18 protein-coding genes and 1 tRNA gene are annotated in these 26373 nt (G+C 68.0%); 6 read left to right on the top strand and 13 right to left on the bottom strand.

Annotated elements, in window-relative coordinates; translation table 11 throughout:
• The first annotated feature begins 208 nt into the window (after positions 1 to 208).
• Genes bcsA through LGR54_RS25140 form a run of 4 tightly spaced genes read left to right on the top strand, consistent with a single transcriptional unit; the run spans position 209 to position 8350 of the window.
• The gene (gene bcsA, locus LGR54_RS25155; RefSeq protein WP_230364700.1) at positions 209 to 2413 is read left to right on the top strand and encodes a UDP-forming cellulose synthase catalytic subunit; all 2205 of its coding nucleotides are present in this window, start codon (positions 209 to 211) and stop codon (positions 2411 to 2413) included.
• Between the two features lie 2 nt (positions 2414 to 2415).
• On the top strand, positions 2416 to 5055 hold the full coding sequence (locus tag LGR54_RS25150) for a cellulose biosynthesis cyclic di-GMP-binding regulatory protein BcsB (protein ID WP_304512012.1): 2640 nt from the start codon (positions 2416 to 2418) through the stop codon (positions 5053 to 5055).
• Positions 5052 to 6128, top strand: coding sequence for a glycosyl hydrolase family 8 (locus LGR54_RS25145; protein WP_230364699.1), 1077 nt, complete (start codon positions 5052 to 5054; stop codon positions 6126 to 6128). Before LGR54_RS25150 ends, LGR54_RS25145 begins: the two co-directional genes overlap by 4 nt.
• Positions 6119 to 8350, top strand: coding sequence for a hypothetical protein (locus tag LGR54_RS25140; protein ID WP_230364698.1), 2232 nt, complete (start codon positions 6119 to 6121; stop codon positions 8348 to 8350). Before LGR54_RS25145 ends, LGR54_RS25140 begins: the two co-directional genes overlap by 10 nt.
• Positions 8351 to 8518: 168 nt before the next feature.
• On the opposite strand, the gene LGR54_RS25135 is transcribed toward LGR54_RS25140, so the two are convergent.
• The 3 genes from LGR54_RS25135 to LGR54_RS25125 form a co-directional block, all read right to left on the bottom strand.
• On the bottom strand, positions 8519 to 8956 hold the full coding sequence (locus tag LGR54_RS25135) for a DoxX family protein (RefSeq protein ID WP_230364697.1): 438 nt from the start codon (positions 8954 to 8956) through the stop codon (positions 8519 to 8521).
• 264 nt (positions 8957 to 9220) lie between these two features.
• Complete coding sequence (locus LGR54_RS25130; RefSeq protein WP_370638280.1) at positions 9221 to 10534, bottom strand: epoxide hydrolase family protein; 1314 nt, start codon at positions 10532 to 10534, stop codon at positions 9221 to 9223.
• Between the two features lie 242 nt (positions 10535 to 10776).
• Positions 10777 to 11430, bottom strand: a complete 654-nt coding sequence (locus LGR54_RS25125) for a TetR/AcrR family transcriptional regulator (protein ID WP_230364696.1) — start codon at positions 11428 to 11430, stop codon at positions 10777 to 10779.
• 101 nt (positions 11431 to 11531) lie between these two features.
• On the opposite strand from LGR54_RS25125, the gene LGR54_RS25120 reads away from it, so the two are divergent.
• Complete coding sequence (locus LGR54_RS25120; RefSeq protein ID WP_230364695.1) at positions 11532 to 13142, top strand: ABC-F family ATP-binding cassette domain-containing protein; 1611 nt, start codon at positions 11532 to 11534, stop codon at positions 13140 to 13142.
• Positions 13143 to 13187: 45 nt separating this feature from the next.
• Here the strand turns inward: LGR54_RS25120 and LGR54_RS25115 are convergent, their stop codons facing one another.
• Genes LGR54_RS25115 through LGR54_RS25105 form a run of 3 tightly spaced genes read right to left on the bottom strand, consistent with a single transcriptional unit; the run spans position 13188 to position 16186 of the window.
• Positions 13188 to 14243 carry a sensor histidine kinase gene (locus LGR54_RS25115; protein ID WP_255608093.1) on the bottom strand — a complete coding sequence of 352 codons (1056 nt, stop codon included), beginning with the start codon at positions 14241 to 14243 and terminating at the stop codon, positions 13188 to 13190.
• 3 nt (positions 14244 to 14246) lie between these two features.
• Positions 14247 to 14693, bottom strand: a complete 447-nt coding sequence (locus tag LGR54_RS25110) for a response regulator (RefSeq protein WP_230364693.1) — start codon at positions 14691 to 14693, stop codon at positions 14247 to 14249.
• Positions 14690 to 16186: a CHASE3 domain-containing protein gene (locus LGR54_RS25105; RefSeq protein ID WP_230364692.1), complete on the bottom strand. Its 1497-nt coding sequence runs from the start codon at positions 16184 to 16186 to the stop codon at positions 14690 to 14692. Before LGR54_RS25105 ends, LGR54_RS25110 begins: the two co-directional genes overlap by 4 nt.
• Before the next feature lie 759 nt (positions 16187 to 16945).
• Between LGR54_RS25105 and LGR54_RS25100 the strand changes: the two genes are divergently transcribed.
• A complete protein-coding gene (locus tag LGR54_RS25100) occupies positions 16946 to 17497 on the top strand; it encodes a hypothetical protein (RefSeq protein ID WP_230364691.1) in 552 nt (183 codons plus the stop codon).
• Positions 17498 to 17691: 194 nt separating this feature from the next.
• Here LGR54_RS25100 and LGR54_RS25095 read toward each other — a convergent pair whose 3' ends face one another.
• The 7 genes from LGR54_RS25095 to fdxH all read right to left on the bottom strand — a co-directional run bounded on the left by LGR54_RS25095 (position 17692) and on the right by fdxH (position 26365).
• Positions 17692 to 18933 carry a porin gene (locus LGR54_RS25095; RefSeq protein WP_230364690.1) on the bottom strand — a complete coding sequence of 414 codons (1242 nt, stop codon included), beginning with the start codon at positions 18931 to 18933 and terminating at the stop codon, positions 17692 to 17694.
• Between the two features lie 1018 nt (positions 18934 to 19951).
• Positions 19952 to 20047 (bottom strand) — tRNA-Sec (locus LGR54_RS25090).
• The gene (gene selB, locus LGR54_RS25085; protein WP_230364689.1) at positions 20026 to 22050 is read right to left on the bottom strand and encodes a selenocysteine-specific translation elongation factor; all 2025 of its coding nucleotides are present in this window, start codon (positions 22048 to 22050) and stop codon (positions 20026 to 20028) included. Before selB ends, LGR54_RS25090 begins: the two co-directional genes overlap by 22 nt.
• On the bottom strand, positions 22047 to 23456 hold the full coding sequence (gene selA, locus LGR54_RS25080) for an L-seryl-tRNA(Sec) selenium transferase (RefSeq protein WP_230364688.1): 1410 nt from the start codon (positions 23454 to 23456) through the stop codon (positions 22047 to 22049). The genes selB and selA overlap by 4 nt, the downstream gene beginning before the upstream one ends.
• Before the next feature lie 11 nt (positions 23457 to 23467).
• Positions 23468 to 24382 carry a formate dehydrogenase accessory protein FdhE gene (gene fdhE, locus LGR54_RS25075; protein ID WP_230364687.1) on the bottom strand — a complete coding sequence of 305 codons (915 nt, stop codon included), beginning with the start codon at positions 24380 to 24382 and terminating at the stop codon, positions 23468 to 23470.
• Between the two features lie 256 nt (positions 24383 to 24638).
• Positions 24639 to 25379 (bottom strand): formate dehydrogenase subunit gamma, encoded by a 741-nt coding sequence (locus LGR54_RS25070; RefSeq protein ID WP_230364686.1) that lies wholly within the window; start codon positions 25377 to 25379, stop codon positions 24639 to 24641.
• Entirely contained in the window at positions 25376 to 26365 is a 990-nt protein-coding gene (fdxH, locus tag LGR54_RS25065; RefSeq protein WP_304512010.1) for a formate dehydrogenase subunit beta, read from the bottom strand. Before fdxH ends, LGR54_RS25070 begins: the two co-directional genes overlap by 4 nt.
• Between the last annotated feature and the right edge of the window lie 8 nt (positions 26366 to 26373).

Below are 26373 nucleotides of genomic sequence, written 5' to 3'. Positions count from 1 at the left end.
ACGCAACCGGCTTCGGGCGCATCCGAGGAACACCACGCTGGAAGCCGCCGAATCACCTGATGCACCGACTTTAACCTGCGGAAGAAACAGGTGGAATCGGGCGCCGTATTTTACCGCCACGGGCAGATAGACTTCTTCAACCTCTCAACGTTAAGACACGTGTATCCATCATCCAGCGGCACCGGATCTGAGCGAGGCACGAGAGAAGATGCGTAGGGCCTGGATCGCCATCCTCTGGATGCTCGCCTCTCTGATCGTGGTGTTCCTGATCACCCTGCCGATCAGCCTGCAAGCGCATTTGATCGTCGGCTCGATCGTGGTGCTCGCCATGATCCTCCTGAAGACCTTCGGTCCGCCGACCGGCGTCTTCCGCGTGATCGCGCTGGCGCTCGGCACCGCCATCGTGCTGCGCTACGTCTACTGGCGTACCACCTCGACGCTGCCGCCGATCAACCAGATCGAAGACTTCATCCCCGGCTTCATGCTCTACCTCGCCGAGATGTACAGCGTGTTCATGCTGTTCCTCAGCCTGTTCGTGGTGTCCTCGCCGGTGCCGCCGCGCCCGACACCGCCCGTGCCGGCGAACGCGCCGAGCGTCGACGTCTTCATCCCGACCTATAATGAGGACTATGCGCTGCTCGCCAACACCGTGGCGGCGGCACGCGGCATGGACTACCCGGCGGACAAGCTGACGGTGTGGCTGCTCGACGACGGCGGCACCGAGGCGAAGTGCAACCAGGACAACGCCGCCAAGGCGCAGGAGGCGCAGCAGCGCCGGCGCGAGCTGCAGGAATTGTGCGACGGGCTCGGCGCCCGCTACCTGACCCGCGCGCGCAACGAGCACGCCAAGGCCGGCAACATGAACAACGGCCTCGAACACTCCACCGGCGACCTCGTCGTGGTGTTCGACGCCGACCACGCGCCGGCGCGGACCTTCCTGAAGGAGACGGTCGGCCATTTCGCCCAGGACCCGAAGCTGTTCCTGGTGCAGACGCCGCATTTCTTCATCAATCCCGACCCGCTGGAGCGCAACCTCGACACGTTCGACGAGATGCCCTCCGAGAACGAGATGTTCTACGGCATCATCCAGCGCGGCCTCGACAAATGGGACGCCTCGTTCTTCTGCGGCTCGGCGGCAGTGCTGCGCCGCACGGCGCTGAAGGAGACCAACGGCTTCTCCGGCGTGACCATCACCGAGGACTGCGAGACCGCGCTCGGCCTGCATGCGCGCGGCTGGCGCTCGATCTATGTCGAGAAGCCGCTGATCGCCGGCCTGCAGCCGGAGAGCTTCGCCAGCTTCATCGGCCAGCGCTCGCGCTGGGCGCAGGGCATGATGCAGATCCTCATCTTCCACATGCCCTTCTTCAAGCGCGGCCTGACCATGGCCCAGCGGCTCTGCTACATGTCGAGCATGCTGTTCTGGCTGTTTCCCTATCCGCGGCTGATGTTCCTCATCTCGCCGCTGTTCTACCTGTTCTTCTCGCTGGAAGTGTTCAACGCCTCGGGCGCCGAGTTCCTCGCCTATACCTCGACCTACATGCTCGTGAACCTGCTGATGCAGAACTATCTGTACGGCAAGTACCGCTGGCCGTGGATCTCGGAGATCTACGAATACATCCAGGCGATCTATCTCCTGCCGGCCATCCTCTCGGTGATCGCCAACCCGCGAAAGCCGACCTTCAACGTGACCTCCAAGGGCGAGAACATGGCCGAGAGCCGCGTCTCGGAGATCGGCCGGCCGTTCTTCATCATCTTCGGCGTGCTGATCGCGGCGCTGCTGGTCTCGATCTACCGAGCGATCACCGAGCCGTTCAACGCCGACGTCATCATCGTCGTCGGCGGCTGGAACGTGCTCAACCTCCTGATCGCCGGCTGCGCGCTCGGCGTGGTGTCGGAGCGGCGCAACCGCCGGCGCACCCACCGCGTCAACCTGCTGCGCCGTTGCGAGATGATCATCGACGGCGTCACCTATCCGGCGAGCGTGGAGGACGGCTCCACCGGCGGCGCCCGCATCCGCCTCGCCGAGGGGATCAAGGGCCCGGAATTCGAGCGCGGGCAGGCGGCGCAGCTGCGCTTCATCCCGCACGCCGATCTCGGCTCGGAGACGCTGCCGCTGACGATCCGCAACATCGAGGAAGACAAGCAGGGCATCGTGTTCGGCTGCCAGTTCGAACCGCAGACGCCGATGCACTACCGCCTCGTCGCCGACCTCATCTTCGCCAATGCCGACGAATGGCGGAAATTCCAGGAATCGCGGCGGCGCAATCCGGGCGTGCTGTTCGGCACGCTGCGCTTCATCCGGCAGGCGCTCTACCACACCGGCCGCGGCCTCTCCTACCTGATGCACCTGCAGCGGCTGTGGCGCGAACGCCGCCGCGCCCCCCAACTCGCCACCGCCAAGCGGGAGTCGTGACGATGCCCTCGCCCGTCGCCCGCGGCGCTTTGGCCGGGGCCGCCGCCCTCCTTCTCGGCGCCGCGCTGCTCGGGTCGCCCGGCGCCGGTCCGGCCGCCGCCCAGTCCTCGCCCGCCGCCGGCCAGGGCACCGGCCAGTTCCAGATGACGCCGCCGCTCGGCGGCGCGGCGCGCCCTTCCGGCACGGCCACGCCTTCGGTGCCGATGACCGCACCGGGCGGCTATACGCCCGGCACGCCTTCCGCGTTGGCGCAGACCCCACCCGCACCGCCCGCCAACACCCCGGCCCCGGCCGCACCGGCGCCCGCCGATGGCAGCACCGGCCCGGCCGCCGCCCCGTTCCAGATGGTTCCCGGCCAGCCCGCTCCGGCCGTCGTCGCGCCGGTCGCCCGTCAGCCGGCCGGGCCGCAGCGGCCGGACCGCTACATCATCCCGCAGGCCCGGATGGTGTTCGCCGGCGAGGTCGCCTCCCGCGCCTTCGTCATCTATGCCACGCCGGACGAAGTGGCGCGCCAGGCCACCTTCCTGCTGAGCTACCTCAACGCGGTGGTGGTGATGCCGGAGAGCTCGCGCATCCGCGTGACCATCAACGGCCAGGCGATCGTCGAATCGCCGATCGCCTCCTCGCAGGAGCCGGCCCGGATCGCCGCGCCGATCCCGCGCGGGACGCTGCGCGCCGGTGCCAACCTCGTGCGGATCGAGGTGACGCAGCGCCACCGCACCGACTGCGCGGTCACCGCCACCTACGAGCTGTGGACCGAGATCAACAACGAGGGCACCGGCATCGCCTATGCCGGCGGCCGGCCGAAGATGACCGGCGGCCTCGACGACCTCGCCGCGGTCGGCGTCGACGCCAGGGGCACGACCAATATCCGCGTCATCGCCCCCGGCTCGGTGGAGGCCAACGCCCCGCGCGTGCTGCGCGCCATTCAGGGGCTCGCCCTGCGCGGCCTGTTCCCCAACCCGTCGGTCAGCATCGCCGACGGCGTGCCCGGCCCGGCCACTCCCGGCACGCTCAACCTGGTGATCGGCGCGGCGCCCGAACTGTCGCGGCTGATGGCCAACCCGACGGCCGAGGCCCGCCAGCGCCCGGTCGCCAGCCTCGTCGACGACAGCCGGCTCGGCGCGCCGACGCTGGTGCTCTCCGGCCCGACGGCGGCGGATGTCGACCGCGCCATCGACCGGCTCAACGACTTCGTGCTGAACCAGAGCGACGCCATCCCCACCGCCACCAGCTTCGCGCCGAACGCCCCGCTGTTTTCCGGCGCGCGCTCGCTGCGGCTCGCCGAGCTCGGCGTGACCACGCAGGAATTCTCCGGCCGCCGGCTGCGCGCCGAGTTCCAGATCGCCCTGCCGGCGGATTTCTTCGCCGAATTCTACGGCAATGCCCAGCTACTGCTCGACGTCGCCTTCACCGCCGCCGTGCGGCCGGGCAGCCATGTCGACGTCTATGTGAACGGGCAGATCGCCTCCAACCTGCCGATCACCACCCGCGGCGGCGGGCTGATGCAGCACCAGCCGATGCAGATCCCGCTGCGCAATTTCCGCCCCGGCATCAACCAGCTGTGGCTGGAAGTGGTGCTCGACACCGAAGCCGACGCCCGCTGCCTGCCCGGCGCGACGCTGCCCTCCGACAGCCGCTTCGTGCTGTTCGATTCCACCGAGTTCTCGATGGAGAACTTCGCCCGCATCGGCACCGTGCCCAACCTCGCCTCGCTCTCCGCCAACGCCTTCCCCTATGGCCTCGGCGGCCCGACGGCGGTAGTGCTGGCGCGCCAGGACACGGTGACGCTGGGAGCGGCCGCGACGCTGCTGACGCGACTGGCCCGCGCGCAAGGCCGGCCGCTGCCGCTCGACGTCTCCCCCGCCGCCGCGACGCTCGCCGAGCGCAACGCGCTGTTCGTCGGCGACATCGACCATATTCCGGCCAGCGTGCTCGACCAGGTCGGCATCTCCGAATCCACCCGCTCCAACTGGGTGGTCTCGGCCGGCGACGACGCCGCCGCCGGTGCGGAAAGCACTGACGGCTATGACAGCGTGCTGCAGCGCTTCCGCGCCCGTCAGGCCGGCGGCAGCACCGCAGCCGCCTCGCCGACGGAAAACCCCGACGACAACACCTCTGAGATCTATCAGCGCTGGCGCAACGCGGTGCAGAACACCGGCGCGCTACGGGCGCTGGCCGACAGCTTCGAGGGCTGGCTGAAGCGCACCTTCTCCATCAGCTTCGACTCACTGCGCATCAACCAGGGCCAGCGCACGCTCTACGAGCCGCCGCCGCGCACCTCGGTGCTGATGGCGCAGGGCAACAGCCCGAACGAGGCGGCGGTGTGGACACTGGTGACCGGGCGCACCACCGATACGCTGGCGAGCGGAATGGCGCAGCTCGTCGCCGACGCCTCCTGGAACCGCATCGGCGGCCAGGCCGTCGCGCTCCAGGCCGGATCCGGCGAGGTCGAGCGGCACGAGGTGAACAGCCACCGCTTCATCGTCACCACGCCGCTGAGCTTCGCCAATATCCGCATGATCAGCGCCAACTGGCTGTCGACCAACATCGTGCCCTATGCGCTGATGCTGATGATCGCCTCGCTGGTGCTCGGCGTGGCCACCTTCCTGCTGCTGCGGCGGATGGGACGGCCCTCATGAGGCCATCGCGTCTCGCCGGCCTCCTCATCCTCGCCGCCGCGCTCCTTCTCGGAGCGGGCGCCCCTCCGCCGCTGAAGGCGCAGCCCATGGCCAGCACGGTGCCGATGGAGGCGTGGAACGCCTATATGGGCCGCTTCGTCGCCGAGAACGGGCGGGTGGTCGACACCGCCAATGGCGACATCAGCCACAGCGAAGGCCAGGGCTACGGCATGCTGCTGGCCTTCCTCGCCGGCGACCGCAGCAATTTCGAGCGCATCTGGAGCTTCACCCGCACCGAGCTGATGATCCGCGACGACGGGCTGGCGGCCTGGCGCTGGGACCCCAACGCCACCCCGCACGTCACCGACGTGAACGCCGCCAGCGATGGCGACATATTAATTTCCTACGCCCTCGCCCGCGCCGGCGCCGCCTGGAACAACCCCGGCTATACCGAGGCGGCGCGCAAGATCGCCCGCGCGCTCGGCGCCAAGCTGGTGGTGAAGTCCGGCGACCGGCTGGTGCTGCTGCCCGGCGTGCAAGGCTTCTCGGCCGACGAGCGCAAGGACGGCCCGATCCTTAACTTATCCTATTGGATTTTCGAAGCTTTCCCGATTCTTGCCCAGTTGGCGCCGGAGACCGACTGGACCAAGCTCGGCGTCAGCGGCCTCGAACTTCTGTCCATCGCCCGGCTCGGGCCAGCGCAGTTGCCGCCGGACTGGATCGCCGCTCCGGCCCGCGGGCCGGTGACCCTCGCGGAGGGCTTCCCCCCGGTCTTTGGTTACAATTCGTTAAGGATATCTCTTTACCTGTTAAGGGCAGGAATCGCGGACGCCCAGATCCTGGACAGCTTCCGGCGCAACTGGCTGGTCGAAAATGGCGGGGTTCCCGCCATCGTCGACATCCCGTCGGGCCGGGTGGTGAACCAGCTGACCGAACCGGGCTATCGCATCCTCGGGGCCCTGCTCGCCTGCGCGCTGGAGGGAACCGCAATTCCACAGGAGCTGAGGCATTTCGAGCCGACGCTCTACTACCCGTCGACGCTGTTCCTGCTCAGCTGGGCCCTGCTGGTGGAGAAATATCCGCGATGTCTCTGAAGCGAGCTGCTCTGCTGCTGCTGTTGGGGGGCGCTGTCGTCCCTGCCATCGCCCAGCAGATCCAGCTCCCGGTCGGCAACGCGCCGGCCGCCGACAGGACGCCGCCCGCCGACGCCGCCGTCCGCCCCAAGGTCGACGAAAGCGCGCTGCGCTACTTCGCCTCCCAGGGCGATACCCGCCGCCTCGAGGCCGAGATTGCCCGCCTGCGCGCCCTCTACCCGGACTGGTCGCCGCCCGCCGACCTGTTCGGCCCGCAATCCGACCCCGATCTCGAACGCATGTGGAAGCTCTATGCCGAGGGCAAGCTGTCCGACGTGCGCAGCGCCATCGCCGCCCGCCAGGCCACCGACCCCTCCTGGCAGCCGCCACCCGAGCTGATCGCCCGCCTCGACGAGAGCGAGAATCGCCGACGCCTGATCAATGCCTCCGACGCCCAGCAATGGAGCACGGTGCTGCGCATGGCGACGGAGACGCCGGGCCTTCTCACCTGCACCAATGTCGACATCCTCTGGCGCGTCGCCGAGGCCTTCGGCAAGACCAACCAAGCGCAGCGCGCCCTCGACGCCTATACCTACCTGCTGACCAACTGCAACGATGCCGCCGAGCGCCTCGCCACCATCCAGAAGGCGATGCCCGTGCTCGACGACGAGCAGCTCAAGCAATTGCTGGCGCTGGAGCGCAAGGACCCGCAGGGACAGCCGGAATTCGCCCCGATCCGCGACGAGCTGATCCGCCGGCGCGTCGGCAAGGCCGCCGAGAATCCGGAATATGTCGTCGCCAATGACGACATCGCCCGACTGGAGGCCATCGCGCGCGCCGGCGACACGCCCGGCGACCCGATGCTGCTGGGCTGGTACCTGTTCCGCCACGACGAAGCCTCGCGCGCGCTCGACTGGTTCAAGCTGGCGCTGGACCGCAAGGGCGGCGCCAAGGCGGCGGAAGGCTATGTGCTGGCGCTGAACTCGCTGGGACGGGCGCTGGAGGCCGAGCCGATCGCCTTCGAATGGCGCGACGCCGCGCCGGAGAATGGCAAGGCCTATCTCGACGTCGTCATCAGCCTGCTCACCGCCTCGCCGCCGCCGGTGCTGACCGAGACGGTGCTGAGCCGCTTCAGCCCGGTGGTGATGCGCGACAAATACGTGCCCGGCGCCCAGGCGCTCGGCTGGTACGCCTACAATACCGGGCAGCTGGTGGTGGCGCAGGCCTGGTTCCAGACCGCGCTGTCCTGGGACCCCAATGACGAGCCGTCCTCCTACGGCCTCGCCCTCACCTATTGGCGGCTGAACGACGCCGCGCGGCTGAGCGCGCTGGTGCAGAGCTGGCGCGGGCGTTCCGAGCGCATCGTCGCGCTGGTCGACCCGCAGCTGCGCGCGCAGCTGGAGGCCCGCAACCTGCAAGGCCAGATCAATCGCGGCACCGATCCGCTGGTCGCCGCCGCGCTGCGCGTCACCCCGCCGCCGGCGAATGCCGGAGCGTCGGCCGCCGCCCCCGCCTATGCCGCCGTGCCCACGCAGACCGGCTTCCAGCCGATCCCGGCCCGGCCCGCGACCGCGCAGCAGTTCCAGCCGGTGCCGGCGCAGGCGGCCCCGGTGCGGCAGGCGCAGCCGATCCTCGTCCAGACCGCGCCGGCACAGACCGCACCGGCCGGGCGCGGCTATACGCAGCCGGCCAACTACCGGGAGGCGGCCGCGGCGCCGCGCCCCCGCGCCGCTTCCGGCGGCGGTTCGGCCCGGGGCGGCGGTGCCGCGGCGCTGTCGCGCGGCTGGCGGCTGATGGAGCTCAACCGGCCCATGGAGGCGGTCGCCGCCTTCGACGACGCCCTGCGCACCGGCTCGGGCAAGGTCGCCGAGGAAGCCGCCTACGGCAAATCGCTGGCCTATATGCGCAAGGGCATGACCAACCAGGCGCAGGTCGCCGCCGTCGAGGCGCCGCAGTCGCCACGCCGCGCCATGCAGCTGACCGCCGACATCCTCGCCCAGCGCGCCTACGAGTTCTACAAGGACCAGCGCTTCGTCGAGGCGCTGATCTCGCTCGACGAGCGCGCCCGCATCTCGCCGGAGCAGCAGGACCTGATGATGCTGCGCGGCTGGAGCTACTTCAACATCCGCGACTACCAGTCGGCCGAGCGCATCTTCCGGGCGCTGGCGGCACAGGGCAACACCGATGCCATGAACGGCGTCACCGAGATCGAATTCGCCCGCCGGCTCTACAAGCGCGAGTGACCCGGCCGGCGCCGTACAGGACGTGAAAGGGCGCGCGGCCAGCCGGTCGCGCGCCCTTTGCCTTCATCCGGTCGACGGGAACCGCGCCTCGCGCGGCGGCCGGTGACACGACCGACATGCGAGAAGGCTCCGCGATGTCCGCGCCGCCGCTCCGCAGGACGGAGCCCGTCATGAAACGCGGTCGGCCGCGCGGCGCTCCCGCTCGTGAACGGCCTCGAGCGCGCCACGGTCCCAGCGCTCCGGACGCAGGACAAGATCCCGTATCCGGCCATCCCGCAGATAAAGGCCGCCCCAGGTCGCCACCCCAAGGGCCAGGGCGATCAGCTGCGGCGCGGAAAATTCTTCGCCGACCCGGAAATGGGTGCAGATCGCTCCGCCAAGAAATCCGGTCACCAGGATGGCGCCGATGAATGAGGTGCCGGGCACCGCATAAAGCGTCGCGCACAGGATCATGATGAGCCCGAGGGCGGGAGCCAGATAGGCCGGGAACTGCACCGCATTCATCTCGGGCACGATGACGGACGGCGCGAATATGTTGATGCCGGCATCGAGAAGAAGAATTGCGACAACCACCGAGGAGATCAGTCGTCCGGACAACGCGCGCATTTTGCGACCTCTTTCTCGCAGCCCGCCCGCCGCCATTCATGCGACAGACCGTGTGCGCCCTTATTTCCCCGGTGGCGGCGTTCGCTTCAATTGTCATCGCCGCTCGCATTGCGGCGAGAACCCGCCCCCGGGGCGGCACCACCGGCAACGGGCGTCGACCATGGCAGGATGGCGCCGGAGCGCCGGATGCGGTGGAGGCGAGCCGAGGCCGGTGCAAAGCCGGGACGGCCTGTCGACGGCGCCGCTCGCCCCTCGATGGATGGTTCACCGCAGTGGACGAAACGCCGCCCGTACTTCCTCCACGAAGAGCTCCGGCTGTTCCCAGGCGGCGAAATGCCCGCCATTCCCGGCCTCGTTGAAGTAGACAAGGTTGTGATAGCAGCGTTCCGCCCAGCTGCGCGGCGCCTTGTAGATCTCGCCCGGAAACACGGTCACGGCCACCGGCAGCGCCGGAATGTCCACGGCGTTGAAATTGTTCGAGTGGTCTTCCCAATAGATCCGCGCCGCCGAAGCCCCCGTGCCGGTGAACCAATAGAGCGAGATGTCATCGAGCATCTCGTCCCGGCTCAGCACCTTCTCAGGCTCGCCGCCGCTATAGGTCCACGTCTGGAACTTCTCATACATCCAGGCCGCAAGGCCGACGGGCGAATCCACCAGCGAATAGCCGATCGTCTGCGGCCGCGTGACCATCATGCTCGCATAGCCGGAGCTGTCGCGATAGAAAACGTCCAGCGCGGCGAAGGCTTCCCGTTCCGGCGGCGTGAGACCGGCCGGCGGCGGCCCGCCGGCCGCCAGGATCGCCGCGATCTCGCCGGGAACGGTGCCGGGCATGTTGACATGGATGCCGATCAGCCCCGGCACCTGCTGCAGCGCCATGCGGTGCGAGATGACCGAGCCGCAGTCACCGCCCTGCGAGACGAAGTGCCGATAGCCCAGCCGAGCCATCAGCACGCCCCATGCGCGGCCGATGCGGTCGGACCCCCATCCCGTCGCGGTCGGCTTACCGGAGAAGCCGAAGCCGGGAATCGAGGGCACGACCAGATGAAAAGCATCCTCGGCCTTGCCGCCGTGCTGCGTCGGATTGGTCAGCGGTTCCATCACCTTCATGAATTCGAGGATCGAGCCCGGCCAGCCATGCGTCATGATCATCGGCATCGCCTGGGCATGCGGCGAGCGGATGTGGATGAACTGGATGTCGAGGCCGTCGATCTGCGTGACATACATCGGCAGTGCGTTGAGCCGGGCCTCGATCCGGCGCCAGTCATAGGAGGTGCCCCAATAATCCGTCAGCAGCCGCAGCTTGGTCAGTTGCACCCCTTGTGAGGCATCCCCGACGGTTTCCATTTCGGGCCAGCGCGTCGCGGCCAGGCGACGCTTCAGATCGATGATGTCGGCATCGGCTACGGCGATCCTGAACGGACGGATGCCGTCCGGAGCGCCCGGCGCTTCCTGCGCGTGCAGCGAGGCCGGCAAGGCACCGAGCATCGCCAGCGTCGCCGCCGATTTCAGCAGGCCGCGCCGGGTCGGGTTCAGGCCGTCGGAAGATCCGAGGCTGGAAGACTGTGGATCGAAAGACATGAGGCAACTCCATCGGCCGGATGCAGGCGTCCTGCGGGTGCCGATGTTGTGCCTGCGGGAAATAGGCGCTCTGTGTCCGCCAAAGCCCCGAATTGTCGCCTCGTGTCGCCTCGCCGGCGGCAGACACGCCCGGATACGTGGCCCGGCCGGATCGCCGCGCGGCCGGGGAGCTGCCCCGCCATCTGCCCCGTCATGACCGGGCAACGGCAGGAGACGACCCAACCTGCGCGGTTCGACCCGCATCAGGATAAGCGGGAGCCCTCGACCATCAGGGCGGCGAACACCTGCCAGCGCTGGTCGAACAGGGCGTCCAGCCCCCGGTGCTCGTCGTCCGTGTCGTCTCCCAGGCGAACGCGATTATTCACCCCCTCAAGCAGGTCGAGCAGAATTTCCCCGATCATCTGCGGGTCCCGCCCCCGCACGCCCCCCGCATCGGCCGCTGTGGCCACGGCGGCGACCAGCGGCTCCAGCGACGCCCGCGACCACGCCGCGAGCCGGCGGCGCAGCCTGTCCGAGACCGCCGCTTCCGCGCAGATCGAGAGATAGAACGCCGCGTAGTCGCGCGACGAGCCGATCTCGACATAACGCCACGCCATGTGCCTGAGCGCCGGGAGAGCCCCCAAGGCGGCCGCCTCCGCCCCGGCGGACAGCAGCGCTTCGCGGAAACGGCAGGTGTCACGTTCGACCACGGCCTCGAGCAGGGCATCCTTGTTCGGATAGCGGCGATAGATCGTGTGCTTGGAGACGCCGAGCTGAAGGGCGATCTCGTCAAGCGAGGTGTTGGCGACGCCCTTCCGGCAGAAGACCGCCCGGGCGCCATCGAGAATGCGTTCGCCGAGTGCCGCGGCTTCCTGCCGGCTCGGCCGCCCGCCCGGCTTCCTCCCACTTTGCGTCATCGATCTCTCATCCGAACATAAACAGCACGACAGCGTTGCGTTTTTAGATCTGCATCGATAAAAGCACGATCTCGTGCCGTTATCCAGGAGTACCGAGAGCGGTGGCGACGCTTAGCCTGACCGACCTCTCCTATGTGACCCCCGATGGGCGACCGCTGTTCTCCGGCCTCGATCTCGTTGTCGGAGCCGAGCGAATCGGCCTCGTCGGCCGCAATGGCATCGGCAAATCCACCCTGCTGAAGCTCATGGCCGGCGACCTCGCCCCGCTCGTCGGCCATGTCCGTGTGACCGGGACGGTCAGCGCCCTCGCACAAGCGGTGCGGGTCGATCCGCGGGAGACCATCGCCGATCTGTTCGGCATCACCACGGCCCTGGCCGCGTTGCGCCGCGCCGCGGCCGGCATGGCGACGGCCGATGAGCTGACCGATGTCGACTGGTCGCTGGACGAGCGGCTCGCCGCCACGCTGGCGCGGCTCGGGCTTCACATGGATGCCGCCACCCCGCTGGCGCAGCTGTCGGGCGGCCAGAGGGCGCGGGCCAGTCTCGCCGCCGCCATCTTCCACCAGCCGGACTTCCTGCTGCTGGACGAACCGAGCAACGATCTCGATCGCGCCGGCCGCCAGGCGGTGATCGAGCTTCTCGCCGACTGGCCATCCGGCGCCGTTCTCGTCAGCCATGATCGCGACCTGCTCGAACATGTCGACGCCATCGTCGAGCTCACCTCGCTCGGCCTGACACGCTATGGCGGCAATTGGAGCGCGTACCGGACCCGCAAGGATATCGAACTGGCGGCGGCACAGCACGATCTCGCCCATGCCGAGCGCGAGAGGGCCGACATCGGTCGGAAGCTGCAGCTTGCCGCCGAGCGGAAAGATCGCCGCGATGCCGCGGGGGCCCGGAAAGCGGCCCGCGGCGACCTGCCACGACTTCTGGCGGGGCGCCGCAAGGACAGCGCCGAGGCCAACCGGGGGAGCGGCGCGCGGCTCGCCGACCGCCAGCGGACACAGGCGCGGGAAGCCGTGAACGCGGCGCAGGCGCGTGTGGAAATCCTGCAGAGACTGTCGATCGCGCTTGCTTCCACCGGGTTGCCGCCGGGCCGGCAGGTGTTGCGGCTGGAAAACGTGACGGCCGGCTACCCCGCCGCCGAACCCGTCATCCGCGACCTGTCATTCGCGATGAGCGGGCCAGAGCGCGTCGGTGTCGTCGGGCCGAACGGCGCCGGCAAGACGACGCTGCTGAGGCTCGTTTCCGGCCAGCTCAAACCGTTGGCCGGCAGCGTCTTCGTCCTGCCCGACCGCGCCATGCTCGATCAGCGGGTCGACCTCCTCGATCCGACGGCGACGATCCTCGACAATTTCAGGCGGCTGAATCCCCTCGCCGACGACAATGCCGCCCGCGCCGCGCTCGCCAACTTCCAGTTCCGTGCCCAGTCGGCGCTGCAGCTCGCCGGCACGCTGAGCGGCGGGCAATCGCTGCGGGCCGGCCTCGCCTGCCGGCTCGGCGGCGTCAAACCGCCGTCGCTGCTCATATTGGACGAGCCGACCAACCATCTCGACATCGATTCCATCGAAGCGATCGAAAGCGGGCTCCGCGCCTATGACGGGGCGCTGCTCGTCGTCAGCCATGACGAAAGCTTCCTCCGCAACATCCGCATCGACAGACGGCTGGAACTCGCGGCGCCACCGCATGACGTGCGGGGACCAACCGCCTAGGCGTCACCGACCCGCGCCAGCCATCGCCGCGCCCGACGGCCGCCTTCATGCCGGCGAGGTCGGCGGAAAGCTCACGGAGATCGATGTGCCCCGCGGGCGGGGTTGCAGCTGAAAATCACCGCCCAGCACGCCCACCATCGTCCGCATGATGCGGCTGCCGAGCCCGGTCCCCTTCGGGCTGCCGGTGCCGTCCCATCCGATGCCGTCGTCCTCGACCACCAGTTCGGCGCGCCGGTCGTCCGCCTCCAGCACACGGAGCAGCACCCGCACCTCGCCGCCCTGTCCATCCTGATAGGCATATTTGAAGGCATTGGTGACGAGCTCCGTCACCAGAACGCCGACGGCGACCGCGCGATCGGTCGACAGGGTGAGCGGCTCGGCGTCGAGCCGAAGCTGCGCGGTGTTCCCGTCCTGCCGGAGGGAGGATTTCAGATCCTCGACGAGCCCTTGCAAATACTCGTCCACGGCGACGAAGCGCACGTCCGAGGACGTGTAAAGCCGGCGATGGACGCCCGCAATCGCCATGATGCGCGCCTGCGTCTCCGCCAGCGCGGCGCGGCACACCTTGTCCTCGATGGTATTGGACTGCAGGCGCACCAGCGAAACCACCATGGCGAGGCTGTTGGCGACGCGATGGTTCACTTCCGCGAGCAGGGCTTCGGCGCGGTCCCGGGCTTCCCGCACCTCCCGCTCGGCGCGTTCCTTGGCCCGCCGCAACCGGGCCGTCTCGATCGCCTGGTCGATGGCGCTGGTGAGCAGCTCGATGAACTCGGCCTCGATGGTCTTGGGAACGTAGTCGATGGCGCCCGCCTTGAGAGCCTGCACCGCGACCGTGGTCTCCGCCGAGGCGGTCACGTAAACGACCGGCGGCGCGCCGGAGCGCTGGCGGAGCGCGGCGAGCACGTCGATGCCGGTGCCGGTCGGCAGGAAGTGATCCAGCGCCACCACATGGACGTCGTCCTCGTCGATGAGGCGCAGCCCGTCCGCCGCGTTCCCGGCGAGCATGACGTCATAGCCGCGGCGCATCAGCGCCTTCTGCACCAGACGCGCCATGCCGGGATCATCATCAATATAAAGGACGCGGCGAATGCTGGCTGGCATGAATCAGGCAGTCTCGGGAACTTGCATCACGGAAAAAAACAACCCGAGCTGGCGGATCGCATTGGCGAATCCTTCATAATTGACCGGCTTGGTGATGTATACATTGGCACCGAGATCGTAACAGCGCTGGATTTCCCGTGCATCGTCGGTGGTCGTCAGCACCACTACCGGGGTGCGGCGGGTGTGCGGGTTGGCTTTTACCTTTTCCAGGATTTCGATGCCGGTCATATCCGGCAGGTTCAGGTCGAGCAGGATCAGCAGCGAACGCCCGGCGCTCGCATTGCCCGATCCGTCGGCGCCGAAGAGAAAGGCCAGCGCCTCGGTGCCGCTCGCGAAGGGAACGATCTCGTTGTTCACCCCGGCGCGGCGGATGTTCTTCTCGATGAGGCGCGCATGGCCTTCATCGTCCTCGATCATGATGATCGTTACCGACTTCGCGTTCTCGCTCATGCCGCCATGCTCCGGGTGTCGGCCCGCAGCCGTGCGGGCAGGATCAGGGTGAATACGCTGCCCTGCCCAAAGGTTGAGTTAAGTGCGATGTCCCCACCAAGGTTCCGGGCCATGGCGCGGACATGCGCGAGCCCGATGCCTTCGCCCGGCTGGTCCTGCTGGCCGGAACGGCGGAACAGCTCGAAGACGCGTTCGTGGTCCTGGGCATCGATGCCGCGGCCATTGTCCTCGATGGCGATGTTCACCAGTCCCCCCGGCCGTGCGAGCGCCCGCACCTTAATGCGCAGCGGCACATCGCGACGTCGGTACTTCACCGCATTGTCGAGCAGGTTGCCGACGATCTGCTCGAGCGAGAGCCGGTCGCCGACGAGAGCGGGCACCTGCACGTCGAGCGCGACCTCGCCCTCGGCATCCGACACCTGGTGGGCGACGGCGGCAACCGCGTTCTGGAGCAGTGCCTGCAGATCGATGCGCTCGGGCTTCAGCACGCGCCGCCCCTCCCGCGACAGCTTGAGGATGGCATTGATGAGGCCATCCATCTTCCGGGTGGAGGAGCGGATGAAGCCGAGTGCCTCCGGCAGATCCTCCTGCGCCGCGAGCCGGGCCGCGTCGCCGTCCGCCCCGGTCTCGCTCGCGCCGCTGCGCGCCACGAAGTCCTGAAGCGTCGCGACGCCCTGCTCCAGTTCGGCGGTGAAGCCCATGATGTTGACCAGCGGCGCCCGCAGATCATGGGTGACGATATAGGCGAAGCGCTGGATCTCCTCGTTGGCGCGGCCGAGTTCCGCGGTCCGCTCGCGCACCCGCTCTTCCAGATTGACGTTCAGCGCCTCGACCTCCTGCCGGGCCGCCGCCAGCTGGCGCAGATAGCTGAGTATGGTGAGGAGCCCGGCAAGAGTGATCGCCACCACGATGAGGCCACCCACGACGGACACCCACCACAGGGCGTTGGCGCTCTCTCCCTGGGCGACGCCGAGACGGCCAAGCTTATCCTCCGCCTCCGCGACGACCTCCTGAAGGATGGCGCGGGCCTGATCCATCAATTGCTTGCCGTGGTCGGTACGGACGATCTCCAATGCCGCCTGCCGCTGTCCCTGCCGGGCGAGTTCGACTGTCTGCCGCAATTCGCCGAGGCGGGCATCGATGACACCCGCCAGTTGCTCGATGCGGGGCGCGAGATCGGGCATGACTTCGGCCGCCTGGCGCAGGCGATCCATGTAGGAGGCCAGATTGGCGAGCGCGTCGTCATAGGGCTGGAGATAATCGGCGTCGTCGGTAATGAGGAAACCACGCTGGCCCGTCTCCGCGTCCTGCAGGCGCGAGCGCAGATCGACGCCCGCCGCCCGCAGGCGCCGCAACTGGGTGACCTCCGTCACGTAGTCCTGGGTGCGTTGCACCAGCCACACATTGGTGACGACCACGCCGGCAAGGGCGACCAGTCCCAGCAGCAGCAGCACCAGCGTGCGAACGACGAACGAATTGCGAGTAAGCGACATGGCGGTTCCGGCGGGCCTGTTCGGATCTCGACGATAGGCGAGCGACGGAGGGTGGACCACCCATGTTCTCGGCCGGGCCTTCCGAATCCGGATAGCGAGGCGGGATGCCTCGCCTGCGGCCTCCTCGAAATGAGGCCTGTCGGATATGAAAGCCCCCTCCCCCGGCGCGTGTTTTGGGGGCTACGCTTTCAAAATTTCCAGGCGAGGGGTGCTGCTGAGGGATCGGTCGGTGGCGACGTCAGCCTGCCCGGCCGGCAAGATCACGACCGAGCATGTGCCGGAAGTCCTCCCCTCATCTGGGAGAAGACGCCTGAAACGGTATCCCGGCTACGCAGGGGCATCGAGCGCGTGCGTGCTCGCCCGCTTGCGCCCTCCATACCCATGGAGGCCGAAACGGGCCTTGCCAGATACCCCGCCGAGCCGGCGACGCCCGAACCTCCTCCGCCACGCACCTATCGCTATGGCGGTGGAACGCCACTACGTGGCCCTGCTCAACCATCCACCAACCGACGCCCACCCCGAGCACCTCGCAAGTGGCGCGGCTATAGCGGCTATGACCGTCCGGAAGATCCGCCGCCCGTAGCGTTGGCAAGATCCGTACGCTCATCGCCGGGATGTGATGGGCGCGCACGCGACAATCGGCGTTTGATACAGCTTCCTTACCGTTCCCGCGATAAAGGCCGCCCCATGCCCCCGTTTCCGAAACGCTCGATTTTCATTGTAGCCGCAGCGGCGAGTGCCTTCATTGCCGGCGGTGCCATGGCACAGAGCACGCCGCCTTCCGCTCGCCTGACCGCGACCGTCGTGAAGGCGGATGGCGACCGGCTGGAGGCCACGGATGCCAACGGCAACTCGGTGAGCTTGAAGCTGCCCGGCGACGTACGGATCATGTCCGTGGCGACGGCCGAGCCGGAGGAGATCAAACCCGGCAGCTTCGTCGGCAGCGCGGCGCGGCCCGGCCCCGATGGCATGCTGACCGCGCTGGAAGTCCACGTATTCCCGCCCAGCATGCGCGGTACTGGCGAGGGCCACCGTCCCCTGGGTTCGGATCCCAGCGCTTCGATGACCAACGGCACGGTGGGGGACCTCATAGTGTCCAACGGCCGCACCATGACCTTGAAGTATGGGGAGAACGGCACGCAGACCATCGTGGTGCCGCCGGACGTGCCGATCGTCACCATGGACAGAGGTGATCGCACGCTTCTGGTGCCCGGCGCGCATATCGTGGCCTTCTATACGCGCGGCGCCGATGGCACGATGACCGCGAGCCGTTTGACGGTGGGCAAGAACGGCACCGTGCCTCCGATGTGAGGCTGGGGGTCCGATGTGAGGCTGCGGCGAAAGTCGACCTGCCTGTCGTCCCTCCCGTCCCGCATTTGTCGAGGCATGACAGCCACAGCGACAGCCTGGTGCGCCGAGCGCTGAAAGGCAGCAACGTTGGACATACGCACGTATGCTAAACCCCGGCGCGGAGCCGGGGTTTAGCGCTTTCAGACCCGCAAGGATCAGAAGGAGCGACGGACCGACAGCAGAACCTGCTGGTTGTCCGAGCTGTCGATGTAGGAACCGTAGGGGTTCAGCACCGGGTTGTCGTAGCTGGTCTGGGCGTAGGTGTACTGCGCAACGAAGATCAGGTTCTTGACCGGGGCCCAGTTCAGGCTGCCGCCCAGGGTCCACAGGCTGAAGTCGGAGTAGAACGGATCCGCGCCCGACGGGACGCTGTTCTCGCCGTAGTTGCCATACAGCACGCCGAAGACCTGGGGCGTGAAGTAGTGGGTGAGCTCGGCGGCGACCGTCCAGGCATCACCCGACTGCAGGGTGTTGGTGGCGGCGTTGTAGTACAGGTCCTGAGCCGCCTGATCGGAGATGGTCGAATAGCCACCGTTGATGCCGGTGTAGCCGGCCGCGCCGCTGCCATAGGTGAATTCGACATACAGCTTATCGCCGTCGCCGAGGGTCGGCAGGTTGAACTTCACGCCGGCCAGAGCGGCCCAGCCCACGGAGTCATCGGTGCTGATGCCGAAGGGGTCATAGTAGGAGTCGTCCAGCTGACGGATCGCGCCGGAAACCTGGAAGCCGCCCCACTCGCCTTCATAGTTGATGTTACCGATCAGCGCCGGAACGTCGGGTTGAGTGGTGAGGCCGAGGCTGTCGCCGTTCGAACGCGAGGAGTCGTCTTCGATCGAGATCGTGGCCGTGAAGCCGCCGCCGAAGTCAGCGGTGTAGGCAGCCGCGGTCACGTCTTCGTCGGCTGTGAGCTCCACATTGTCGAAGCCCCAGACGTTGTTGTCGGCGTAGTAGTCGAAGAACGACTGCACCTTACCGAAGGTGAACCCGGCAAACTGGATGTAGCCCTTGTCGAGGTTCAGAGCGGTCGAGTCGCCACCGTCGCCGTAGACGTTGCCGAGACCGTCGCCATAGGTGGCGCGCAGGTCGATGAACGAACGCAGGGTGCCGTATTCGGTCTGCGTGCGGGCATCCAGACGGAGCGAAGCGCGCGAGCGGAAGTACGAGGACTGGAAGTCCGCGTTGTTGAGGTAGTCGTAGTCCTGGTAGTAATAGTCGGCCTGCACGAAGCCGCCGACCTTCAGGCAGGTATCGGTGCCCGGAATGTAGTAGAAGCCCGCGCCGTAGGTCGAGCAGATCTTCACATATTCCGCAGCCTTCGCCTTCACAGGCAGATCGGCTGCCGCAGCAGTCCCGACCATCGCAAGCCCAGCCACCGAGCCGAGCAGAACGTTCTTCATCAAAGATTTCATTTCACTTATCCAAACTTGAGCCCATATTCACATTAAAGTGACAGGACTCACCCGATGAGCAAAAAGATCATCGTGAAAGACATTGTGTGAATCGATCTCGCGGCGCAAAGCCAAAGTGCTGAAATTGGGCGCCGAGAGGGCTTTTTTGGGTCGGGTGTTGCATCCCTGCACGGATCACAGCCATGTGAAATCGGCCGAATTGGGCAGGGTTTTCTTAACGTCTTGCAGGAATTCGAATCGGGTGCTGAAGGGTACTGACCGCTCGCAATCATCCTTCTGCCCGCACACCCTCGACGAGTGGGCAATCGGGCATAACCCGCTCATCTGATCGAGGTTTTGCCGACGTGCTGGGGGCCTATGCCTCGGCCTCGACGGCGCCATGTCCACGAGCGCGGATCGCAGCGACCGGTTCGACGATAGCCGGCTTTGCAGCGGCATCGAGCAGAGCTGAAAGGCTCCCGCCCACTCCCGTCTGCATGCCGCTTCTTTTGCTTCGTCGGACAGAGACGCGACCTGAACAGCTCGCTCCGTATCGATAGCTCGATCCCTAGATCCCGGGAGACGGCGGATACCCCGCTTTCAGCGGCATCCACCGTTGGGGACCCGCTCGACTTCTGCAGAAATCCGCTTCAGGCGCCTGATCACCTCAGATCGGCCGGCGTTTCGCCATAGCACAATCACCACCGCCGCATCGATCGAGCGAGCTTGGATCGCCGGCGCGCGAGAATGCCGCTACGCCAGTCTTCCTAACGATTACACCCCTATCCAGATCGGGCTTGTTGTATTTCGCCCTCACGGACGCGACTGCTAGTCGGAAAAATGCCTTAACTTTGCATCCAAGATGCAAGGCCTCACCGTCTCAACAGAACCATTGTTCTCATATCAATAACGTAACAACAATTTAACTATTCTGTAATATACTGTCAGATTACTACTGAAATCTGCCGGGTAAATGCATACAGAATACAAATTCACTCAATAAGCTCAACCAGACAATACAATAGATTGGCGGAAGAGAGTGGGAGTCGAACCCACCAAGGACCGTCGCGCGGCCCCCTCTGGTTTTGAAGACCAGCTACCTCACCGGAGATAACTCTCTTCCGCATCCCGCCCCTCGGGAGGGACTGGAACCTGTGCCGCGCCGTCTTCCGGCGCCGGCGGCTCGGCGGGGCCGAACAGATCGAGCCGGTGCCGGTTGATCCGGCGCAGATCGCCGCGCCGGAGCGTCACCCCGTGGCGGTCGAAGAATTCGAGGATCTGGATCGCCACCTTGCGGCCGACCGCATGTTCCCCCGTCCCCACTCCCCCCTCGATACGATCGCGGAAGGCGGCGGCGCTGAACTCCCCGTCCGACGCCAGAGCCTCGGCATGGCCGACCATAGCCGATACCACCGGGCGGAGAAAGAAGTGGTCATGCGCCACCTCGTCGACTTTCCCCAGCCGCGACAGCAGCTTGAACAGCCGGCGGATATCGGCCTCCGGCTCGCCGAGGCGGCCGGCGATGTCGCGCACCCGCGGCGGGCGGAAGCGCTCGGGACCGGCGAGCATCGGCGCGACGACCTCCCATAACCGCTCGTCGCGCTCGGCCAGCCGCACCTCGTGGCCGGCGAGCCGCACCCAGGCGCCCTCCACCGCCAGCACGCCCTCCTGCGCCAGCCGGGCGAGCGCCACCAGGAAGGCCGGCTTGGGCAGCCTTACCGTGAGCTCCATGCGCAGCTTCTCGACGCCGAGGCCGGCAAGGTCGGGATTGGCGGCGTGATAGGCGGCGAGCCGGTCGGCGATCTCCGCGCGCAGGGCGGTCCAGCGGGCGGCGGAGAGGGCGAAGGTGATACCGCCAGCCGCCAGCGTGACGAGGCCGAGCGCCGAAGCCAGCGCCGCCGGCGCCTCGGCGGCGAGCGCGCGGTCGCGGGCGAAGGCATCGAGATCGAGATGATAGGGCGGCAACTCGACCAGCCGGGCGAGCGCGGCGGCGGGATCGGCCTCGGCCGCCGCGTCGAGGACGGCGAGGCGCTCCGGCGTCCGGCGCTTGCGGGCGGGCGCGCGCAGATCGATGAAGCGGCCGCCGCCGATGGTGCGCCGCGCCGAGGTGTCGCGCAGCACGAAGCGGTCGCGCACCGCCGCCGCGATCGGCCGCTCCAGCACCAGTTGCACACGGCCTTCCGCGCCGGGCAGCAGCGCCTCGGCATCCAGCGGCACCACGCGGGCGCCGACCTCGACCGCGCCATGATGCAGCCGCGCCGGGAACCAGGTGCCGAGCGGCTTCGGCTCGCTGGCCAGCACCCGCAGCGAGGCGTCGATGCGGTCGGTCGGGGCGTGCAGCGAGGGATCGAGCACCACGTCGCCGCGCGCGATCGCCTGCGCGCTGACGCCGTCGCCGGCGAGATTGACCGCGCAGCGGTCGCCGGCGGCGCCGCGCTCGGCCGGGCGGTTCTGCGCATGGATGGAGCGCACGCGGGCGGCAAGGCCGGAGGGGCTGACCGTCACCCGGTCCCCCACCGCCACCGCGCCGGACACCACCGTGCCGGTGACGACGGTACCGGCGCCCGACAGCGCGAAAGAGCGGTCGACCGACAGGCGGAAGCGTCCGCTTTGCCGCTCCGCCGCGAAGGACGCCGCCGCCACGACGAGGGCAGCGCGCAACTCGTCGATGCCCTCGCCGGTGCGGGCGGAGACGGCGAGGATTGGCGCCCCCTCCAGTGCCGTGCCGGCCAGCGCCCCGGCGATCTCCGCCGACACCGCCGCGCGGCGCGACGCATCGGCGAGATCCGCCTTGGCGAGGGCGACGATGCCGTGGGAGACGCCGAGCAGGTCGAGAATGGCGAGATGCTCGCCGGTCTGCGGCATCACCCCGTCATCGGCGGCCACCACGACCAGCGCGAAATCGATGCCGCTGGCGCCGGCCAGCATGGTGTGGATGAAGCGCTCATGGCCGGGCACGTCGATGAAGCCGAGAATCCCGGCCTCGGTCGGCAGATAGGCGAAACCGAGATCGATGGAGATGCCGCGCGCCTTCTCCTCCTTCAGCCGGTCGGTATCGACGCCGGTAAGGGCGCCGATCAGCGCCGTCTTGCCGTGGTCGATATGGCCGGCGGTGCCGATGATCACGGCGTCACCGCGAGCCCGGCGAGGCTGTCGAGCAGGCCCTGCGGATCCTCCAGGCAGCGCAGGTCGAGGAGCAGCGCGCCATCGGCGACGCGGCCGATGATCGGCCGCTCCAGTCGGCGCAGTGCGGAGGCCAGCTCGGCCAGCGCGCCGCCCGAGCCGTCGGCGGAACGCAGCGCGAGGCCGGCGCTCGCCAGCGTCTTCTGCGGCAGCGCGCCGGAGCCGATCTGGCTGGCGCAATCCACCACCGTGACGAGCCAGCCATCGCCGAGCAGCGTGGCGACAGGCATCACCAATGCCTCGGCCAGCGCGCGGATCTCCTCGGCCGGGCGCGCCAGCAGGCGCAGCGTCGGCAGGCGGGCCGCCAGCGTGTCCGGGTCGCGATAGAGCCGAAGCGTGGCCTCCAGCGCCGCGAGGCGGATCTTGTCGACCCGCAGCGCCCGCTTCATCGGGTTGCGGTTGATGGCGGCGATGAGGTCGGCCCGGCCGACGATGAAGCCGGTCTGCGGGCCACCGAGCAGCTTGTCGCCGGAAAAGGTGACGAGATCGGCACCGTCAGCCACCGTCTCGCGCACCGTCGGCTCGCGGCCGACGCCGAGCCGCGCGAGGTCAGCGAGCGTGCCGGAGCCGAGATCATGGATGAGCGGCACGCTGTGCGCGCGGGCGATCTGCGCCAGCTCGCGCGCCGACACTTCCTTGGTGAAGCCCTCGATGCGGTAATTCGAGGTGTGCACCTTGAGGATCAGCCCAGTCTCCGCGTCGAGGGCGGCGAGATAGTCCTTGGCATGGGTGCGGTTGGTGGTGCCCACCTCGACGAGGCGGGCGCCAGCGCGGGCCATGATGTCTGGCATGCGAAAGGCGCCGCCGATCTCGATCAGCTCGCCGCGCGACACGACGGCGCCCTTGCCGGCGCCGAGCGTGTTCAGGCAGAGCAGCACCGCGGCGGCGTTGTTGTTGACGACGGTGGCGTCTTCGGCGCCGGTCAGCTCGATCAGCAGGGCGCGGACATGGTCGTCGCGCTCGCCGCGCTTGCCGGTGTCGAGGTCGTATTCCAGCGCGACGGCCGAGCGCATGGCGGCGCTCGCCGCCTCCACCGCCGCCTCGGCGAGCACGGCGCGGCCGAGATTGGTGTGCAGCACCGTGCCGGTGAGATTGAACACCGGCCGCAGCGAGGAACGGGAGGCGAGCGCCAGTTGCTCGGCCGCCGCCAGCGCCACGTGATCCGGCGATGGCACGCTGGCGAGCTGGCCGGCGAGCACACAGGCCCGCACCTGCTCCAGCGCGGCGCGGATGGCGGCGGTGAGCGGCGCGCGGCCGAAGCGACCGGCAGCCTCCAGCGCGGCTTCGGTCTTCAGCACCTGGTCGACCGAGGGCAGGTCGCGCAGCGACGGACGGGATTCCGCATCCATGGCGCGCCTCCTCAGTAGCCGATCAGGAACGGGTTGTAGGCGGCGCGGCGGTAGGGGCCCTCGCGCATCAATATGTCGAGCGGCAGCGAGCCGATGTCGTCGGCCAGCGCCTCGATCGACACATCCTTGTTCTGGTAGAGCACCTTCACATAGGTGCGGCACTCGTCGCAGGTCTCCGCCTTCACCGTGCCGGGGCCGCCCTCGACCTCCTGATAGCCGATGCCCTTGGTGGAGCCGCAGGACACGCATTTGATGCGCACATAGTTCCACAGCGTGGCGCACAGCTCGCAGGCGCAGAAGCGGTTGCCATGCGCGCTCGGCCATTCGACGATCAGCGAGGCGACCGGCGGGCCGCCGCAGCCCGGGCACACCGCCGTCTCGCTCACCGGCCGCAAGGCCTTGGCATCGAGCGTGGCGGCCAGCCTTGTGGCGAGCACCTCCAGCCCGGCGGCGACGAAGGCGTGCTCGGCCAGCGCCTCCATCGGGATGGCGTGCGCCAGCACATTGGCGGCGATCTCGGCGCGCTCCGCGCCGCCCGCCTGTCGCACCCGCGCCAGCGCGGCGGCGGCCGGCTCCGGCATCGGCCGCTTGGCGATGGCGTCGAACAAGATGTCGAGGGTCGGCTGGAAGACGGGATCGGCGGCGAGAACGGAGCGGTCGAGCGGCGGCATGCCGAATTCGCTCGCCCGCGCCACCTGCTCCGCCGGGATCGGCGCGGGGGCAGGCGCCAGCGCCACCGTCTCGGCCTGCGCGTCGACGAGGCCGGCGACGAAATCGAGATAGGGCTTGGCCGGGCTCACCGCCGCATAGGCCCGCAGGCGCTTGGCGCGGATCGGGAACAGCGTCGCGGGATCGGGAACCACCGCGAAGGGTGGCGTCGAGACGGCGCCGATGACGGTGGGATCGGGCTGGAGATCAGTCGACATAGGATTCCTCACGAACCGCACGGGCCACGTGGTTATGCAAAACCGGCACGCTCAGGCAACGGGCTCAGCAACACGTTTCGGACAGCGGCCTGAACAGATGTCCGGCAAAACCCTCGCCGGCAGCGCCTTGAGCCGGAGGAAGGATAGCACACCCCTGCGGGGTGGCTTGCGAGACGCCCCGCCGGTGGCGCGCCACAGCGGGGCTGTCGAGACGGGCAGCGGACGCCGTAGCCGGCGCCCGCAAGCGACGCGACGGCTATTCCGCCAGGGTGCCGGTGCCGCGGCGGGTCGGCGGCGTCGCCGGCTTGCCGACCAGCTCGCGCAGCCATTTGCGGTGATGGCGCCACGCCCAGCCGCCGGTGACGCGCCCGCGCGTCATGGCGCTGAAGGTGCCCTTCACCCAGATCGCTGCGTAGACATGCACGATCCACACGCAGATGGCGAAGATCGCCGTCGCCGAGTGCACGAGGATGGCGATACGCTTCTGCTCGATGGTGGTGTAGGGATAGAAATACTGGTCCCACATCACGATGCCCGAGGTGATCAGCACCAAGATCAGTGCCGACATCGACCAGAACACGAATTTCTGGCCGGCATTGTACTTGCCGACCTCCGGCATCTTCTCCTCGCGCCCGGCCAGCATGTCGCCGGAATGGGCCAGCCATTCCGCGTCGACGCGCTTGGGCAGGTTCGCCCGCCAGAAGCGGATGAACAGCAGCGCGAAGGAGCAGAACAGCACCACGCCGATCCACGGATGCAGGATCCGCGTCATCTGCCCGCCGCCGAACAGGCCGGTGAGGAAGAACAGCCTCGGCGTGAACAAAGAGAGGCCGGACAGCGCCAGCAGCACCAGACTGACGGCGGTGATCCAGTGGTTGATGCGCGCGGCGACGGTGTAGCGGTCCACCGTCACCGGGTGGCCGGGATGCACCGCGTCGCCCGACTGCACGTCGTCGGCCGGCGTCGGCACCGGAGAGTTCGGGTCGTGCACGCTCATGTCGGCCTCCCCTCATTTCCCGCCGGGCTGGCCGGAGGCGGCACCGCGGCACCGCTGGTCAGCTTCTCGGCGTTCTCCTCGTCCTCTTCCGTGACCTTGTTGGGCCCGGCGACCAGGTAGTGCAGCACGCCGGCGGCCGCCGCCACGCCCATCAGGGCCATGCCCATATATTTGGTGATGCCCTTCCAGGTTTCCACGATCGGCGAGATGCGCGGATTGTCCGGCAGGCCGGCATAGATGGACGGCTTGTCGGCGTGGTGCAGCACATACATGACGTGGGTGCCGCCCACGCCCTGCGGGTCATAGAGGCCGGCATTCTCGAAGCCGCGCGACTTCAGGTCCTTGATGCGGAAATCCGCCCAGCCCTTCATCTCTTCCTTGGTGCCGAACACGATGGCCTGGGTCGGGCACGCCTTCTGGCAGGCCGGGCCCTGGCCGACCGCGACGCGGTCCGAGCACAGCGTGCACTTGTAGGCGGTGTGGTCGACCTTGGAGATGCGCGGGATGTTGAACGGGCAGCCCTTGATGCAGTAGCCGCAGCCGATGCAGTTGGCATGTTGGAAATCGACGATGCCGTTCGAGTACTGCACGATGGCGCCGGGAGACGGGCAGGCCTTGAGGCAGCCCGGATCCTCGCAATGCATGCAGCCGTCCTTGCGGATGAGCCATTCGAGATTCTCGGTCTCGGGGTTCTCCCACTCGGTGAAGCGCATCAGCGTGAAGGTGTTCTCGGTCAGATCCATGGGGTTGTCGTAGACCCCGTGGTTGATGCCGATCTCCTCGGTCAGCTGGTTCCACTCCAGGCACGCGGCCTGGCAGGCCTTGCAGCCGATGCACTTGGTCACGTCGATCAGCTTGGCGACCTCGGTGAGTCGCTGCGCCGGCGGCTCCACCGTGGAAGCCGAGCGACGCATGATGTCCTTCTCGCCGAAGCGCGGCGTGGCCGCGGCCGGGTCGACGGAGGGGTTGGGAATTGGGGGAAACATCGCGCCGC

Source organism: Ancylobacter sp. Lp-2 (assembly GCF_020523795.1).
GTDB lineage: Bacteria > Pseudomonadota > Alphaproteobacteria > Rhizobiales > Xanthobacteraceae > Ancylobacter.
This window is presented reverse-complemented; position numbering and strand designations above follow the sequence as displayed.

Coding starts and splice junctions, on each gene's coding strand:
- bcsA (WP_230364700.1), top strand. CDS start 209: ATGCGTAGGGCCTGGATCGCCATCCTCTGGATGCTCGCCTCTCTGATC.
- LGR54_RS25150 (WP_304512012.1), top strand. CDS start 2,416: ATGCCCTCGCCCGTCGCCCGCGGCGCTTTGGCCGGGGCCGCCGCCCTC.
- LGR54_RS25145 (WP_230364699.1), top strand. CDS start 5,052: ATGAGGCCATCGCGTCTCGCCGGCCTCCTCATCCTCGCCGCCGCGCTC.
- LGR54_RS25140 (WP_230364698.1), top strand. CDS start 6,119: ATGTCTCTGAAGCGAGCTGCTCTGCTGCTGCTGTTGGGGGGCGCTGTC.
- LGR54_RS25135 (WP_230364697.1), bottom strand. CDS start 8,956: ATGCGCGCGTTGTCCGGACGACTGATCTCCTCGGTGGTTGTCGCAATT.
- LGR54_RS25130 (WP_370638280.1), bottom strand. CDS start 10,534: ATGTCTTTCGATCCACAGTCTTCCAGCCTCGGATCTTCCGACGGCCTG.
- LGR54_RS25125 (WP_230364696.1), bottom strand. CDS start 11,430: ATGACGCAAAGTGGGAGGAAGCCGGGCGGGCGGCCGAGCCGGCAGGAA.
- LGR54_RS25115 (WP_255608093.1), bottom strand. CDS start 14,243: ATGCCAGCCAGCATTCGCCGCGTCCTTTATATTGATGATGATCCCGGC.
- LGR54_RS25110 (WP_230364693.1), bottom strand. CDS start 14,693: ATGAGCGAGAACGCGAAGTCGGTAACGATCATCATGATCGAGGACGAT.
- LGR54_RS25105 (WP_230364692.1), bottom strand. CDS start 16,186: ATGTCGCTTACTCGCAATTCGTTCGTCGTTCGCACGCTGGTGCTGCTG.
- LGR54_RS25100 (WP_230364691.1), top strand. CDS start 16,946: ATGGCACAGAGCACGCCGCCTTCCGCTCGCCTGACCGCGACCGTCGTG.
- LGR54_RS25095 (WP_230364690.1), bottom strand. CDS start 18,933: ATGAAGAACGTTCTGCTCGGCTCGGTGGCTGGGCTTGCGATGGTCGGG.
- selA (WP_230364688.1), bottom strand. CDS start 23,456: ATGGATGCGGAATCCCGTCCGTCGCTGCGCGACCTGCCCTCGGTCGAC.
- fdhE (WP_230364687.1), bottom strand. CDS start 24,382: ATGTCGACTGATCTCCAGCCCGATCCCACCGTCATCGGCGCCGTCTCG.
- LGR54_RS25070 (WP_230364686.1), bottom strand. CDS start 25,379: ATGAGCGTGCACGACCCGAACTCTCCGGTGCCGACGCCGGCCGACGAC.
- fdxH (WP_304512010.1), bottom strand. CDS start 26,365: ATGTTTCCCCCAATTCCCAACCCCTCCGTCGACCCGGCCGCGGCCACG.